This is a genomic window from Methylocystis sp. H62, assembly GCF_015709515.1.
GTDB lineage: Bacteria > Pseudomonadota > Alphaproteobacteria > Rhizobiales > Beijerinckiaceae > Methylocystis.
In genome coordinates this window covers 17,075-33,173 of record NZ_JADNQZ010000036.1, presented here as the reverse complement: position 1 = coordinate 33,173, position 16,099 = coordinate 17,075, and the positions used below count along the sequence as shown (strand labels likewise).

The window sequence follows — 16,099 nt, the reverse complement described above, 5'->3', positions numbered from 1 at the left end:
TCGGCCAGCCGCGCATTGACACGGTCCGCCCAGCGTTCTCGCCATTCCTCGACAAGCGCCGCGCGGTTCCAGTCCCTAACCTTGCGGCCGAAACCGTTCGCGTCGACTTCGCGCATGGTGAGCATGACATGGGCGTGGGGCTTGGGCTGTCCGTCCGCGCCTCTATCCCAATGCACGTTGAGATCGGCGATCATGCCGCGCGAGACGAACTCGGCCCTCACGAAGTCACGCGCAAGCTCGATCCCCTGCGTCTCGTTCATCTCGCGCGGAAGAGCGAATTCGATCTCGCGCGACAATTGCGCGTCCTTGCGCTTTTCGACCGCCTCGACCTCGTTCCAGAGCCGGTCACGCTCGGACAAGCGTTCGGTCGTGTTGTCGGGCAGCAGGATTTCCGAATGGACGACGCCCGCCTTGTTGGAGAAATCATGGTCGCGCCCCAAGCGTTCGTCATGCAGGCGCGAGGCCGAGCGATAGGCGGCGGCCGCCACGGCGCTGCGCCCGCAGGCGCGGCCGATGACCTTCACGCTGAAATGATAGATCGCCATGGCGGCGGAATAATTACGCTGCAAAGCGCACGTCGGCACGACGTATAAGCGCGCCCTCGCCAGAAAAAATCTCGCGAGGGACCGGGCCGCCCCATCATGTCTCCCAGACCTTACAGCTTTGCGCCGGGTCCAGAACTATTATGGCTGCATCCTCTCATCGCGGAGACAAGGATGCGCAAGCCAAGGGATTTTGATTCGGAACTGAAGGCGCTTGCCGACAAGGCGAAAGCGCTCAAGGAACGCCGCATTCGGCAGCTCGGCGAATTGGTGATGGCGACAGGCGCCGACGCGCTCGACGCCGATCTGCTCGCGGGCGCGCTGATCGACGCGGCGACTATGAAAGACGCCGCGACGAGGGAGGGCTGGCGCAGACGCGGCGCGGCCTTCTTTCAGCGCAAACCGTCCAAGCCTGGGAGTGGAGCTGAACGCCAGCCGCAAAGCGCTTTACCGCTCCATGGCGGCGCGGCGTCGGTTTGAAGCCTCAAAGGCGCGAACAGACATGCGTGACTGGGCGCTCAAACGGCGTATCCGCACCCGTCATCTGATTGAACTCGGCGGCCTGGTCATCAAGGCTGGGCTCGTCGAACTAACCGACGACGATCGCGCCGCGCTCTACGGCGCCTTCCTCGCCGTCGCCGAGAAACTCCGCGGCGAAGATCGCGAAAAGGCGCTGGCGATATGGAAGCAAAGAGGCAGGCAGGCGTTCGAGGCGGAAGCCGGAATCAATTCGGCGACGCGCGCCAGCAACACGCAAGCCGAGAGAGGCTGATGCATGATGGTCGAGCCGCGCGATGGAAGGTCCGCGGCCGAGCTCAGTGGCGGCGAGGTTTTCGACGCGAAGTGAAAGCTATGAATGCTCTAAATGCCCGGGCAGGCGCCGAGGGCGACGAATTCGCTGAGGCGCGACAATCAACGCGAGAATTATCTCATCCAGATCGCCACGCCACAAACAATCCCGCTCTCAATTAATCGAGACAAAGAAAAGCGCGCTTCGAGTCGATCATTTCGGTCATTTCATCAAGCTGGGTGGATGGCCAGCGGCGTTTGTTTATATCGGCGATCAAGGAAGTCGTGTTAGCAAGCTGTGTTGTTTCACTGCGATCTCGGCGCGTTTTTACTCAGTCAGGCTGTTGAGGATTGTTTTTCTGGCGATAGCGTCCATGCCGTCGCGGCCGAAACAACATCGGCTAAATAAAACGCGAGAAGGAAATCGCCGCTTACGATCGCGCGTTCACGCGTGAAGAGGAATGCTCGTTGTTCGGATTAGCGTGCGTCTCCGATGTCGCGGCAGGAAACCATAATTTGAATGTCGCGCCGCCGCCGGGCGTTTCCTCGACCCATATGCGGCCGCGATGGGCGTCCATGATTTGTTTCGCGATCGCCAATCCCAAGCCTGCGCCAGGTGTGGCATCGCTCTTACGCCAAAAGGGCTGGAATATCAGTTCATGATCGTCGGCACCGATGCCGCATCCGTGGTCGATAACAGCAATGACGCCGTCGGCGGCGACACGTACGATAACGGCGCCATTCTCGGGTTCGGCTCGAATGGCATTGTCCACGAGATTTGTCACGACGCTCTCGATCGCGCGCCGGTTGCCAAGAACAGTGACGTCAGTCCCACTGGCTTCAAAATCGATAAAGCGATTGCGGTCCATCGCCAAGGGAATAAGGGAGGAAATGACTTGACCGACAGCGCTATTCAAGTGGATGCTCTCGTCGAGCGGCGCCTGCCCATCGATCAATCGAGCGGCCGACAATATCTGTTCGACGATCGCGCGGAGCTGACCCGCGTCTCCCATCAGCTCGCTTTTCAGCGTTGAGTCCCCCGCATTTTCCAGCCGCGCCCGCATGATGGCGAGCGGCGTTCGAAGCTCGTGGGCGGCGTTGGCGACAAACCCTCTCTGAAGCGTCATCCACGACTTGAGACGGATCAGCGCTTGATTGACCGCATTTACGAAGGGGGCGACTTCAGTCGCATACTCTTCCGACAGCATGCCTTCGTTGAGCTCGCCCATGTCGACGCCGGCCACCTTTTTTGCGGCGTCTCGGAGCGGACGCAAGCCCTGCCGGACAGCCACCCAAGCCGTCGCCGCCGACAACAGTCCTCCTGCCAGAACATAAATGCCGACGCGCGAAAGGAGCGAATGTCGCATCTCGTGATAGACATCGTCAGAGCGGAATTGTTGCCGATAAACAGCTATCTGGAAACGACCGTAGGGCGTGGAATAGGGTTCCATGTAGCCGAGCGACGGCAATACGGGGTCGCCCGGCAAAACGAAATGCGCGTGTGTCGGGCTTATCATGATGACTTTCTCCAGCGTCGTCACGATTTCGGGCGACGAGCCGGGAACAGGTTTCTTTTTCCAGAATTCGAAGGCTGCGAATTTCAGCGCAGGAACGCGCCGCATCTCCGCTTTCAATCCGGCTGATGGCTCGATTGTAACTTCCCCCGCTTGATCGCGCTCCAGCGAGTCGATGATCAGGCCCACCGTTCGTTCCGTCGCCAGTTCGTTCCAATCGGCTTCAAAATCCTCTACCCCCAGCAAGCCGAGACCAAACACGATCACCCACGCAAGCAGGAACGCGACGACCTGTGCCACGACCAGATAGCCGACCGTGCGGCGAGCCAGAGAAACAGATCGTTTCACGCGTCGCTCTCGCTGGATTTCACTTCTCTCAAGATGTATCCGAGCGCTCGCGCCGAGTAGATCTCGACGCCCGCGCCGCATTCGGCGAGACGTATGCGAAGTCGGGACACCAGCGAAGTCAGCGCATGTTCCTGAACGTCGTCGTCATGGCGGTAGAGTTCAGCATTGAGCGTTTCACGAGAGACGACGCAACGCGCTCTCCGAACCAGAGCTTCGAGCAGTATGAGTTCGCGGCGTGAGAACAGCGTTGGTTGACCGGCGATTGTGACTGCTCGCCGATTAAAATCGACGGAGAGCGCGCCGATCCGCGCGAGCGGGGTTCTGTCGCCGCTATTCTTGCGCAGATTGGCTCTGATGCGCGCAATCATTTCGTCCAGATTGAAGGGCTTGGTCAGATAGTCGTCCGCGCCCGCTTCGAGACCTTCGATCCTATCATCGACCGCGTCGAGCGCAGTCAGCATCAAGATGCGTGCCTCCGGCTGAACGGCGCGGATGGGCGCGATCAGATCGATGCCGTCGCCGTCTGGCAGTCTTCGATCGAGCAGAGTGAGCGAATAAGACCCGCTTTTCAGCGCTAGTTTCGCTTCCTCGATCGTGGCGACACGATCGACTTCATAGCCCGCGCTTTCGATTCTCAGAACGACTTGACGCGCTAGGCTTGCCTGATCCTCAACCAATAAAATTCGCATGGGCGCCGCTCCCAGCAATTCGACGCGCCGTTCCATCGGACCTTTCGTCCAACTGTCGGCGGACGCCTATTTGTCAGCGAAGGGGCGGTTCGTTGCAAGAGGCTGCCGCTGCATCCGTCGGGCTACGCTCCGTGCCTACTGTTACCTTTCGGCAACATCGCTTGTTTTTTCAATCGCGTCCCCAATCTGCGAGGTCCCCACGACCTTCGGGCGTTATCCCTATGATCCAAGCCGCTGCGAATCGCGGCGAGAGCAAAGGTCCCGGGCAGGGCGTTTCCCGCCGGAATCAGCAGATGGAGCGGACAAGTGGCGAGCGCATGGGCCATAACCGGCGGAAAACGGGCGCCAATGCGCGCCTTCGCTGCCGGTTTGGCCGCTCTGCTGCTGCTCTTGCAAGGTCTTGCGGCTCTCGGCGTCGTGCGGATGCATCCGGCCGCCGACGGCGCGGCTGCAATCCGCGTCGTGATGCAGGACCTCCCATGTGCGCCGGATCAGCCGGTTGGCGATCCCGTGCATGACGCCGGTAAAAATCATTGGCCTTGCTGTCCACTATGCAATGCGACCGGGGATGCGTCGTTCGATGCGCCCCTATCCGCCTTGCGCATCGCGAACCTCCCGCGGTCGCGAGGTCTCCATTTATCGGAAGCGTCGTCCAATCGCTTGGCGAAGAGGCCGCCGACCGGCTGGGCGACCTCCTGGTCGTCGCAGGCGCCGCCGCTTTTCTCCTGATCGAACCCGGCCGGTCTCGGCCACCGCTTTTGCGTCCCACTCGATCACGACGGCCTTTGCGCCGTATCAGGAGAATAGAACAATGTTGCCCGCCTTCCTCACGCGCGGCGTTTCCGCCGGCGCTCTGACTCTCGCTATCACCACTTTGGCCAACGCGCAGCAATCGCTGCCGACGATCGACATCGGCGGCGTCCAGCCCCGGGGCGGGGCGGCGCGCAGCGCGCCGTCAGGTCGTGGCGCCGCCGCAGCGCGGCAATCCGCGCCAAGCGACGCACTCGTCACTGGCCCCTCGGTCGCGTCCCGCTTCGGCAGTGAGCCGAAGACGCCGACGCAAGGCTATGTCGTTCGCGAGGCGACGACCGCAACCAAGGTGGACATCCCGATTCGAGAACTTCCTGTCTCCGTTCAGGTGATTCCTAAACAGGTCTTGAAAGATCAGAACATCACTCAGGTTCAGAATGCGCTTGAGAACGTCTCGGGCGTGACATCCAACAACAATGACGAAGCCGGCTACAATTTCAATATTCGCGGCTTCCGGACCGTCAACATCTTTCGTAACAATCTGCGCACCGAGCCATTTGTATTCGATGCGGCGAATATCGAGCGAATCGAAGTTTTGAAAGGACCAGCGTCGATCCTTTACGGCCGCGCGGAGCCCGGCGGCCTGATCAATCTCATCACCAAAGAACCCCTCGGCCAGCCGCGCTACGTTATCGAGCAGCAGGTCGGCAACTATAACTGGTACCGCACGCAATGGGATATTACCGCTCCGATCGAGCAAGCGCCGGGGCTTGCGTATCGCGTTACAGGGGCCTACCAAAACTGGGGCTCGTTTCGGAACTTTCAAAACGGTTCGGAGAAATTCTTCATCGCGCCGGTCGTTAGCTACCGGCCGTCAGAGTGGACGGACTTTACCGCCGACGCTCAGTTTCAGACGCAAAGCATCAAACCCGAAGTCGGGTTGCCGCCGATCGGTCCCAATTTGCCGAACATCCCGCTCAATGTTTCGCTCAACGAACCCAATGAGCCGAGGTCCCAAAGCAACAATCTCTATGTCGGCTATCGCTTCCGTCAGAATCTGACTGAAGACTGGAAGGTGACGAATCGCTTCCTCTTTTCACAGATTCGATCGCCCGCGAATCCCGTGTTGACGACAGCTTGCCAACCATTTTTCTGTCTCGATACGGCGACGTTCCAATTTCAGCGACAGGTGGCGGCTCAGTCGATCGACGCATATTCATTCTCGACCAACATCGACCTCGAGGGCAAATTCCAGGCGCTTGGCGGAGATCACATCTTCCTGATGGGTCTCGACTATTACAGCGGGAACTTCGGCTACTACGCCGGGACGACATACGACGGCTTCTCGCCGCCGAATCCTCCAATCAACCTCGTTCCGCTCGATCCTTTCGCGCCCGTCTATGGGCTCGTGCCGCCTACCTTCTATTGGGCGGGAATCGCCGGTGCGGGTTACAAATTTCATTCGTCGTCGGTCGTACGACAAAAAGGCTTCTATGTTCAGGACTATGTGACTTGGTTCGATCGCGTGCATGTGTTGGGGGGAGTCAGATATGACGTCGCCGATCAGACGATCGGAAGCGCCTTCACCTGCTGCTCCGGCGATCTCGCCTTCGACTTCAGCGCCACCAAGGGTGAGGCGATACGAAACCGTCTGGATGCGCCGACGGCGATCGATAGAGCATGGACCCCCAGAGCCGGCATTGTTTTCGACATTCTTCCTCAGTTGAACGTCTATGGTAGCTACTCGCGGTCATTTGGCCTGAATAACGGGTTCGACGAGAACAGGCGGCCTCTGGCGCCACAGTTCGGTCAGCAGTGGGAAGTTGGCCTGAAGGCTGAACCGCTGCCTGGGCTGACCGCAACGCTCGCCTTTTATCAGATTACCCGGTCAAACGTGCCCGTTCCTACCCTCTCCGCTGGATTTGGCGTTTCCACCCTGTCCGGTCAGCAACGCAGCCGCGGCGTCGAGCTTGACGTTATTGGCGCGATAACTGACCGCCTCGCCATCATCGCGAACTATTCGCATATCGACGCCAAAGTGATCTCCGACGATGTCGTCAATCGGCTCAACCCGTTTGGGCTCTTGGATCCGGCGATTTATGGTCCGCAGAGCGGCCTGCTCGGCAACCATCGCGAAAATGTGCCGCGTCATATCGGCAAGGTGTGGCTGACCTATGACCTCGGCGACAATGGACTTGGTTTTCGCGTCGGCGGCGGCGTCACGGGCCAATCGCATGCTTGGGGCGACATTCAGAACACTTTCATACTTCCCGGCTGGGCGCGTTTCGACGCCTTTGGCAGCTATGCGACGCTGGTCTACGGTCACAAGTTGACCGCGCAGGTCAATCTCAAGAACATTAACAATGCCAGATATTTCACCGGGCCTGACAACTACTTCAATAATTTTACGCTACCGTTCAACGCCTTCCCGGCGAAGCCCTTCACGGTGGTGGGTTCGCTGCGATTCGAATGGTGATGTAGAGAACGAGCTTCCCCGCGCCCCGCGCGGAACGGGGAAGCTCTCGTGAAACCGGGAGTACGCCATGTCCCGCGCTTTCTTTGTGTGGCTTCATCGTTGGACCGGCCTCGTCATCGCCGTCTTCCTGATGGTCGTCGGGATCACAGGAAGTCTTCTTGCCTTTTACAACGAATTGAATGAGCTCATCGCGCCGGAGCTGTTTCCAACCGAGCGCGGCGGCGTCTCGCTCGACGCCGCAACGCTCGCAATACGCGCGGAGGCGATCGTTCCTGGCGCGCGCGTCAAGGGCGTTTATTTTGGATACGATTCGCCCATCGCGGAAATCGCAATAGAGGCGCGGCCCGGCGCCGACCCGTTGAACTTCGACTATATCTATCTCGATCTTTATACAGGCGAAGAGCGCGGACGTCTGATGTGGGGAACATGGCCCACATCGCGCGCCGCGATCATGCCGTTCGTCTACAATCTTCACTATTCTCTTGTGGCCGGCGACATCGGGATGTGGATCCTCGGCCTTGTCGCGCTTGCCTGGACGATCGACTGTTTTGCCGGCTTCTATCTCACCTTGCCTGAACCGAGCGAACGCGCCCGCAAGAGGTTTCTCACGCGTTGGAAACCAGCCTGGCTCGTAAAGACTTCGGGCTCGTTCTACCGCCTGAACTTCGATCTCCACCGCGCCGGCGGCCTCTGGTTCTGGGCCTTGCTGTTCGTTCTGGCGTGGTCGAGCGTTTACATGAATCTGAATGGCTTCTATTCGCGCGCCATGTCGCTTGTTTTCGATTATCAGCCGCCCTTCTATCAAACCCATTCTGATCCGCTGCTTGCCGACCGGGAGCTGATGAAGTGGGAGAAAGCGCTGCAAACCGGCCGCACGCTCATGGCCGACGTAGCGCGTAAGAACGGCTTCGCGGTCGAACGCGAGGTGTCACTCTATCTTCAGCGCGAGAAGGGCGCATGGGAATATCGCACGCGTTCGTCGCTCGATATCGCCAATCACAACGGCCGCACATCCATCTGGTTTGACGCCTTCACCGGCGAGCTGCGCGTGCTCGAAGCGCCGACCGGCATGCGCGCCGGCAATACGATCACGACATGGCTCTATGAGCTGCACAAGGCGAACGTGTTTGGCCTGCCGTACAGGATTCTCGAATGCGTCCTCGGCGTCGTCATCGCGATGCTGTCGGGCACCGGCGTCTACATCTGGTGGCGGAAACGCCGCGCGCGGCGGCGCCGCGCCGCGGGAGCAGCGCTTCCGGACGCGCTGGCGCAGGAGTTCCGCTGAACATTTTGCACCTCTATGATTAGGAGGAATTTATGCGCTCGCGTAAAATCGATATGCAACTGCTTCGCCGCAGAATTTCCAGCCCCCGGCGCGTGATTGCCTATGCGCGCGCGCCGCTCATCGCGTTTCTTCGCGAACGACTCGTTGCCCTTTCGGCGTCGCCTCGATTGATTCTGACGGACGTCATTGACGAATCGCCGGATCATGAACCCATGTGCCGTTTCACGGTTGAGGGGGATGGACAGGCCCGCTCCTTCGTCGCGCCGCTGGACCAACTGTCCTTCGGCAGAACTGGTCAGCTTGCGCGCCCTCCTTCCCGGCGATCTGCGCCAAACCTGCGACAGAACGTTGAATGACGCGGCAGCGCTCTGGCGCGAGACTTACACGAGCGGATTGTCGCCTTTTCGTATTCATCGGATCGCAGGCCCATGAGAGTCAGTGAAAGGCAGCGGAACTATGTGGGATTGGCCGCGCTTGCTTTTGCTGGGTTGGTCACGGCGATCCTCGTCTGGCGGCATTTCAGCGGCGGCGCGAACGCTGAGCGTCTGTTTCACACGCGCGCCCTCGGCCTCGGCATCGTCGAGCGGAGCGTCACGGCTTCCGGCGCGGTCAAGGCGCTGGTGACGGTCGACGTAGGCTCGCAAGTCTCCGGACCGATCACGGAGATGAAGTCCGATTTCAACAGCGCCGTGAAGCAGGGCGATCTTCTGGCGGTCATCGATCGCGCGCCCTTCGAGGCGAAAGTGCAGGCCGCTTCGGCAAATCTGGCGATCGCCAAGGCGGAGGTCGCTCGGCGCGAGGCGGCGATGGCGAGAATACAAAAGCATCTGGGGCTGCTCGATCGCAATGTCGGGCGCTACAGCGCGCTAGCGTCGGCGGCTGGCGTCTCGCGCCAGCAGCTCGATCAGGCGCAAACGGAGAGCGGCGCGACCCGCCACGAGCTCGGCGCGGCGCAAGCTGACCTCGAGTCGGCGAAAGCGACGGTCGCGCTGCGGCAGGCCGAACGCGATCAAGCACAGATCAATCTCGACCGCACGCTGATCAAATCGCCAATCAACGGCGTTGTGATCGACCGGCGGATGCAGCGCGGGCAGACCGTAACGGCGGATTTTCAAACGCCCTTGTTGTTCCAGATCGCGCAAGACCTGTCTCAGATTCAGATCCTGGCGCAGGTCGACGAGGCGGACATCGGCGCCGTTCATGTCGGCGACCCGGTGACGTTTTCCGTCGAGACTTTTCCGGGCGAGACCTTTTCCGGCGTCGTCGAGCAGATCCGGCTGGCGGCGACAAAGACGAGCGGCGTCGTGACCTACACGGTCGTCGTTCGGGCGCAAAACCCGGACATGCGGCTTTTCCCGGATATGACGGCGACGGTTCGGATCGTCACGGCGCGGCGCGAGAATGTGCTGAATGTGCCGAATGAGGCGATTCGGTTTCGTCCCGCGACGCCGGTTCCCGATGAAACGAAGTTAGGCGCTGGACAGAGCCGCGTTTGGGTTCTTGATGCGAGCGGTTCCATCAAGCCGCGATCCGTTCGATTGGGCGTTAAGGGCGATGCGGCGACCGAAATTCTCGACGGTGATCTGAAGCCCGGCGACGCCGCGATCCTGCGGGCGACAGACGCCGCAACCCCGGAGAAATGACGGATGTCCTCCGGTTTACCCGCGGCGCCGCATCCCGCCATTGAATGCGTGGGCTTGACCAAGACTTACGATCTTGGGAACGAGAAAGTGCCAGCGCTCCGCGGGGTAAGCTTTTCCGTCGCGAGCGGAGAGTTCGTCGCGATCATGGGCGCGTCCGGATCAGGCAAATCCACGATGGCGAATCTGATTGGCGCGCTCGATACGCCAACGTCCGGCGTGCTGAAGATCGACGGCCAGGCGGTGGCGTCGATGACGAGCGACGAACTCGCGCATTTGCGCAACGATAGAATTGGCTTCGTATTCCAGCAATTTAATCTGATGGCGCGGATGACGGCGCTGGAGAACGTCATGTTGCCGCTGGCCTATTCGGCGCGAACCGATGTTGACGCCTCCGAATGTGCAAGAAACTGCCTCCAGCAGGTCGGTCTCGGCGAAAGATTGAACCATCGACCCAATCAGCTATCCGGCGGCCAGCAGCAGCGCGTCGCCATCGCTCGCGCGCTGGTGAACGACCCGAAAATCGTCATCGCGGATGAACCGACCGGCGCGCTCGACACCCATACGTCGCATGAGATCATGTCGCTTCTTTCGTCGCTCAACGAAGAAGGGCTGACGCTGGTCGTCATCACGCATGAGCCGGATATCGCTGAATATGCGGAGCGGCTGCTGCGCTTTCGCGACGGTCAGATTGTCGAAGACGTCCGCCAGCGGCGCGGCGCAAACGCGCAGGAGCCGGCGGCATGACGCTTCGCACGCTCCTGCGCGAGGCGGTCAACGCGCTTCGACTGAACCTGCTGCGCAGCGTCTTGACGGCGATCGGCGTCATCATCGGCGTCGGCAGCCTCGTCGTGATGAGCGCGGCGAATTCGGGCGCGAACAAGCTCGTCGAAAGCAAGATCGCCGATCAGGGCACGGATGTGCTGATCGTTGCCGCAGCCAAGGCGGAGAACGCGCTCCGGCGCGGCGCGGCGGTCATTTTGACCGACCAGGACGCGGTCGCGGTCAAGGAGCTTGTGTCGAACGTTCAGTATCTCAATCGGGAGATTTACAGCAATATAACTGTCGTCGCCGGCAATACGAGTTGGATCACGCAATATTGGGGCGTCGACGCGTCTTACGAGAAGGTTTTTGGCGTCAAGCTTTCCGAGGGACGGTTTTTTGACGAGGCTGAAGTGCGGTCGGGCGCGAAGGTTATCGTTCTTGGCGCGACGGTTGCGAGAAAGCTCTTTGGCGCAGAGTCTCCGCTCGATCAGACTGTCCGAGTCGGCGCTGTTTCCGTTCGCGTCATCGGTGTACGGAAGAAGCGCGGCTCGTTCGGCGGGATCGATGAGGATAATTTCATCATTCTTCCGATCACGACGGCGCGCGCGCATATCCCCAACGCGGAAATGTCGAGCGCGCGGCAACTCAGCCTGATCGACATGAAAGTTGCTCCCGGCGCCGACCGCGAGGTTGTCAAACAGGACGTTCTCGCGCTGCTGCGCGAGCGAAAACATCTCGTCGGCGCGCAGGAGGACAAACTCGATGTGACCGATCTCACGCAAATGATCCAGATACTGAATGCCACGCAGTCCACTTTGAACGGGCTTCTCCTGGCGACGGCGGCGATCCTGCTTCTCGTCGGCGGGGTCGGGATCATGAATATCATGCTGGTCTCGGTCACCGAGCGCACGCGGGAAATCGGACTTCGCATGGCGGTCGGCGCGCGCCGTCGCGACATCCTCATGCAGTTTCTCGTGGAAGCCGTCACGCTCTGCGTCCTTGCGGGACTGATCGGACTCGTGATCGGGCTCGCGGGAAGCGTTGTCGTGTCGAGGCTCATGGAGTGGCCGCTCATCATCCCGCCGTCGGGCGTCGCGACGGCCACCCTAATCTCCGTCGGCGTCGGCGTCATCTTCGGCTACCTTCCCGCGCGTCGCGCGGCGGGAATGAATCCGATCGACGCATTGAGAAGGAAATAGCGCCTTGCGATTTTCTGGCGGCGGCAAGCAGCGACGGCGGGGCGCGCTCACGAAGGAGCCGGCGGCATGACCCCCCGCGCGCTCTTGCGGGAGGCGGCCACGGCGCTTCGCTCGAATCTGCTGCGCAGCGCGCTGACGGCGATCGGCGTCATCATCGGCGTCAGCGGCCTCGTCGTCATGAGCGCGGCGAATGCCGGCGCAAACAAGCTTGTCGAGCGGCAGATCGCCAATGTCGGCACGGATGTGCTCTTCGTGTTTACGGTCAACGTGGAAAACGCGCTCCGGCGCGGCGCAGCGATTATTCTGACCGATCAGGACGCGAATGCGATTCGTGAGTTCGTGCCCGGCCTGCAACATCTGTCGAGAGAGATAAACGGCCGCGCGACCGTTGTCGCCGGCGATAAGAGCTGGAACACCAAATACTATGCCGTCGAGGCGTCATATGAGACGGTTTTTGGCGTCAAGCTCTCCGAGGGCCGGTTCTTCGACGAGGCCGATGTTCGCGCCGGCGCGAAGGTCGTCATTCTCGGAGCGAGCGTCAAAGAAAAACTGTTCGGGGACAAGTCGCCGCTGGATCAGACGGTGCGCCTCGGCGCCGTTCCCGTTCGCATCATCGGCGTGCGGACGAAGCTCGGATCGGTCGGCGGCGAAAATCTTGACAATTACGTTTACCTCCCGATCACGACGGCGCGCGCGCATCTCCCGAACGCCGCAATGTCGAGCCCTCGACAAATCAGTTCCATTGACATGAAAGTCAAGCCGGGCGCGGTCCGTGAGAAAGTCAAGGAGGAGGTTCTCGCGCTGCTGCGCGAGCGCAAACATCTCGTCGGCGCACAGGAGGACAAGCTGAGCGTTTTTGACTCGACGAGATTTGTCGAGCTGCTGAACACGACGCAAACCTCCCTTACCTGGCTTCTCTCGGCGACCGCCGCGATTTCGCTCTTCGTCGGCGGCGTCGGGATCATGAACATCATGCTCGTATCCGTCACCGAGCGCACGCAGGAAATCGGGCTGCGCATGGCGATCGGCGCGCGCAAGCGCGATATCCTCCTGCAGTTTCTCGCCGAAGCCGTCACGCTATGCGTCCTCGCAGGGATCATCGGTCTTACTATCGGCCTCGTGGGAAGCGCGCTCGTCGCGTTCCTGGTCGACTGGCCGCTCATTGTCCCGCCGGTGAGCGTCGCGGCGGCCTTGCTGGTCTCGGTCGGCGTCGGCGTGCTCTTCGGCTATCTCCCGGCGCGTCGCGCGGCGGGATTGAATCCGATCGACGCGCTGAGGTGGGAGTAGACTATGAGATTGCGGCTTCGCATGCTCGTAGCCGCGACGCTTTCGGCGTTCGCCGGAAGCGGCTGCAATCTCGAATGGGAAAAGCCCGATCTTGGCGCCCCGCCGCCGGAGCGATTCCGCGCGGCGAGGCCACGTTCGGCGCCGCCGCTGCGCGCTGCGCGCGACTTCGCGGCGCTCTTCCGATCAAGGGAACTGACCGGATTCGTCGACCAGGCGCTCGATCAGAACCTCGACATCGGCGCCGCGGTCGCGCGCATAACGCAAGCGGATGCGCAGGCGCGGCTGTCGAGCGCGGCGCTGTGGCCATCTTTATCGGTAAATAACATCGCCCAGACGAACCGAACCCCTGGAACGGTCCTGGTCCCCACATCCGGCGCGACCGGACTGACGCCGGCAAGCTCCGATACGCTCGCCACATCCGATTTCCAGGCGGTGACCTTCGGCTTCTTTCAGCTTGGCTTGACCGCAAGCTATGAGATCGACTTCTGGAGCAAGAATCAGGACGCCTCCAGCGCCGCGCGGCTTCTCGCCAACGCCAGCCGCTTCGACCGCGACGTTGTCGAAATCGCGACGGTCGCCGCAGTGCTGAACGCCTATTTTCAGGCGCTGGCGGCGCGCGACCGTCTCCGCATCGCTCGCGACAACGTCCGGATCGCAACCGAGGTGTTCGAGACCATCAAGCTGCGGTTCGACGTCGGCACGGCGACGGGGATGGACGTCGCGCAGCAGCAGGCGATCCTCGCGGATCAACGCGCCTCGATTCCGGCGCTCGAGCAAAATTTGCAGCAAACGGAAAACCTCCTTGCGGCGCTGCTCGGCCACGCCCCCGAGAACTTGCTGCTCAAGGACGGATCGCTGGCGAAGCTCGCTGTTCCGGCTGTCGCGCCCGGCTTGCCGTCGGAAGTGTTGCTGCGCCGTCCGGATATTGCGCTGGCGGAAGCAAGGCTCGCCTCGCAGGAATTTTCCGTGCTTCGCGCGCGCGCCGCGTTTTTCCCGTCGATCACCCTCACGGGCCTCTATGGCATACAAAGCGCGCTTCTGAAAAACCTGCTGCGGCCCGAGGCCGTCGCCTGGCAACTCGGGTCCGGACTGGCGCAACCCCTCTTCGACGGCTACGCCTTGCAGGGACAATATGAGTTGCAGAAAGGTAGATATGAGGAACTCGCGACCCTTTACCGCAAGCAGATTCTCTCCGCTTTGACGGATGTCGAGAACGCGCTCGTCGCCGCGCGCGAGACGGATCGTCAGGTAAAGCTGCAGACCGAATCAGTCACGGCCTGGCTCCGCGCCTACGCAACAGCGTTGGCGCGGCTGCGCGAGGGGACCATCGACACCGTCACGCTCGCCATAACACAGACCTCACTCTTCCAGAGCCAGGATCGCCTCGCGCAGGCGCGTCTGGCGCGCTTCCGGGCGGCGACCAGCCTCTATCAGGCGCTCGGCGGCGGGTGGTCGCCAACAACCCGCGACATGGAAGTGGCGCAGGCGAATGCAGTCTACGAAGCCGAAAAGGGTCCGTGGCCGTGAGTGCCTTCGTCGCCACACGACCGCTTGTTCGCCACCGTGGTAAGTCATCAGCGAGCTCGGAGCGCGGTCAGAAGCACGATCGTCCAGAGCATCAAGCTTTATGCGATTAGGTCAATTTCGGCCCGCCCCGGCGCGACGCTAACATTGCGCCGCGCCGCCTGGGTATCCCGTCAAGGCGAGCCGTCCAAGCACTGGGCAATTTCTCGATCCCTTTCCACCCATCCGTTCATCCGAGCCACAAGTGCCCGGGAAGGATGAAAGGTCAGAACCTTTCGCGCGCGGATCACCGCCTCGACGCCAGTCTTGGGATTGCGCCCCATGCGCTGACGTTTTTCGCGGATGCTGAACGTACCGAAGCCCGCCAGTTTGACGGATTCTCCACGCAAAATCGCGGCAGAGAGCTCACCGAATGTCGCATCAAAAATCTCGCGCGCCTCGGCGCGCGAGAGCTGCGGACAGCAGTCATAGACGGTCGCGCGCAGGTCTTGTCGCGTAATGGTTTGTGTTGATTCTACGGTTTTCAGCATGCGGGCGCTCCAAACAACAGATGCGTCCCTGCGCGCCCGCGGGTCAAAACGTTCATGGCCGCCACTCCATAAGACGATTTTGTTGGGAATTCACGATTAGGCGCGCTCTGCGCTTTTGGCAACCACGCCGGACGAACGCGAGTCACCGCCCCCCGATCGCCTGTTTTCATGCAACGCCATCCGCCAAAGGCGCAGTCGCGTTTTCCGCCGTTGCGATCGAACGCTGACGTTATGGGCGGAGCGCCCGTCCTGCCCGGCACACGCACGACGGTCTATTCCGTGCCGGGCCGGCCCGATGGCGGAGACAGCGTCGACCACATTTTGGGGGACAATCGGCGCCTGACGCGTGACGCGGTGTAGACCGCCGCGCTCTACGCGCGCACCCACGAGCGACCATGACGCCACGCATTCGCAACACGGGCCGGTTCGCGAGCCCGATCAACTCGCTCCCGCGGGTTGCCTGATAGAGGATCGGGTGATGTCACGGACAACGCGGTCGATTTCCGCAAACTGGTTGCACGAGAGGACCTGCGTCCCGACCTTATCATTCTCACCAGCATTGGCTGCGATCCTTCGCTCTGCCTATTGATACGCCATCGCGCATCTGGCTTAGTTCGGCGAACCCCCGGACGTGATTGTCAATCATGTCCTCGAGGTAAGCGAAGCGGGGGCATTCACCCTCTATCCGCTACCTCGATGAAGCATAGAGAGGAAGGAAAGAAATGCGACGCGCCGATCTACGAAAGGTCTTCTCATCCAGA

At 61.1% G+C, this 16,099-nt stretch carries 15 protein-coding genes; 11 read left to right on the top strand and 4 right to left on the bottom strand.

The window, feature by feature from the left end; genetic code table 11:
- The coding region (gene mobQ / locus IYY11_RS02220; RefSeq protein ID WP_196402556.1) for a MobQ family relaxase at positions 1-545 on the bottom strand (545 nt) is incomplete at its 3' end.
- A 171-nt stretch (positions 546-716) separates the two neighbouring features.
- Here mobQ and IYY11_RS02215 point away from each other — a divergent pair.
- Complete coding sequence (locus IYY11_RS02215) at positions 717-1,022, top strand: conjugal transfer protein TraD (protein ID WP_196402554.1); 306 nt, start codon at positions 717-719, stop codon at positions 1,020-1,022.
- Positions 1,023-1,044: 22 nt separating this feature from the next.
- Positions 1,045-1,314 carry a conjugal transfer protein TraD gene (locus IYY11_RS02210; RefSeq protein ID WP_196402553.1) on the top strand — a complete coding sequence of 90 codons (270 nt, stop codon included), beginning with the start codon at positions 1,045-1,047 and terminating at the stop codon, positions 1,312-1,314.
- A 448-nt stretch (positions 1,315-1,762) separates the two neighbouring features.
- Here the strand turns inward: IYY11_RS02210 and IYY11_RS02205 are convergent, their stop codons facing one another.
- Together IYY11_RS02205 and IYY11_RS02200 are read right to left on the bottom strand one after the other, a co-directional pair.
- A complete protein-coding gene (locus tag IYY11_RS02205; RefSeq protein WP_312029682.1) occupies positions 1,763-2,872 on the bottom strand; it encodes a HAMP domain-containing sensor histidine kinase in 1,110 nt (369 codons plus the stop codon).
- Between the two features lie 317 nt (positions 2,873-3,189).
- Positions 3,190-3,882, bottom strand: coding sequence for a response regulator transcription factor (locus IYY11_RS02200; protein WP_196402551.1), 693 nt, complete (start codon positions 3,880-3,882; stop codon positions 3,190-3,192).
- A gap of 348 nt (positions 3,883-4,230) precedes the next feature.
- Between IYY11_RS02200 and IYY11_RS02195 the strand changes: the two genes are divergently transcribed.
- From IYY11_RS02195 to IYY11_RS02160, 8 genes are all read left to right on the top strand, one after another.
- Positions 4,231-4,611: a hypothetical protein gene (locus IYY11_RS02195; protein WP_196402550.1), complete on the top strand. Its 381-nt coding sequence runs from the start codon at positions 4,231-4,233 to the stop codon at positions 4,609-4,611.
- 82 nt (positions 4,612-4,693) lie between these two features.
- The gene (locus IYY11_RS02190; protein ID WP_196402549.1) at positions 4,694-7,108 is read left to right on the top strand and encodes a TonB-dependent siderophore receptor; all 2,415 of its coding nucleotides are present in this window, start codon (positions 4,694-4,696) and stop codon (positions 7,106-7,108) included.
- A 67-nt stretch (positions 7,109-7,175) separates the two neighbouring features.
- Positions 7,176-8,393, top strand: coding sequence for a PepSY domain-containing protein (locus IYY11_RS02185; protein ID WP_196402548.1), 1,218 nt, complete (start codon positions 7,176-7,178; stop codon positions 8,391-8,393).
- 428 nt (positions 8,394-8,821) lie between these two features.
- A complete protein-coding gene (locus IYY11_RS02180) occupies positions 8,822-10,036 on the top strand; it encodes an efflux RND transporter periplasmic adaptor subunit (protein ID WP_196402547.1) in 1,215 nt (404 codons plus the stop codon).
- A gap of 87 nt (positions 10,037-10,123) precedes the next feature.
- Positions 10,124-10,780 carry an ABC transporter ATP-binding protein gene (locus IYY11_RS02175; RefSeq protein WP_312029681.1) on the top strand — a complete coding sequence of 219 codons (657 nt, stop codon included), beginning with the start codon at positions 10,124-10,126 and terminating at the stop codon, positions 10,778-10,780.
- Positions 10,777-11,997, top strand: coding sequence for an ABC transporter permease (locus IYY11_RS02170; RefSeq protein ID WP_196402545.1), 1,221 nt, complete (start codon positions 10,777-10,779; stop codon positions 11,995-11,997). The genes IYY11_RS02175 and IYY11_RS02170 overlap by 4 nt, the downstream gene beginning before the upstream one ends.
- Positions 11,998-12,063: 66 nt before the next feature.
- The gene (locus tag IYY11_RS02165; RefSeq protein ID WP_196402544.1) at positions 12,064-13,284 is read left to right on the top strand and encodes an ABC transporter permease; all 1,221 of its coding nucleotides are present in this window, start codon (positions 12,064-12,066) and stop codon (positions 13,282-13,284) included.
- Positions 13,285-13,287: 3 nt separating this feature from the next.
- Positions 13,288-14,811 (top strand): efflux transporter outer membrane subunit, encoded by a 1,524-nt coding sequence (locus IYY11_RS02160; RefSeq protein WP_196402543.1) that lies wholly within the window; start codon positions 13,288-13,290, stop codon positions 14,809-14,811.
- Between the two features lie 170 nt (positions 14,812-14,981).
- On the opposite strand, the gene IYY11_RS02155 is transcribed toward IYY11_RS02160, so the two are convergent.
- Positions 14,982-15,338 (bottom strand): integration host factor subunit alpha, encoded by a 357-nt coding sequence (locus IYY11_RS02155; protein WP_196402542.1) that lies wholly within the window; start codon positions 15,336-15,338, stop codon positions 14,982-14,984.
- A 168-nt stretch (positions 15,339-15,506) separates the two neighbouring features.
- Between IYY11_RS02155 and IYY11_RS23595 the strand changes: the two genes are divergently transcribed.
- Complete coding sequence (locus tag IYY11_RS23595) at positions 15,507-15,698, top strand: DUF433 domain-containing protein (protein WP_196402541.1); 192 nt, start codon at positions 15,507-15,509, stop codon at positions 15,696-15,698.
- The last annotated feature ends 401 nt before the right edge of the window (positions 15,699-16,099 follow it).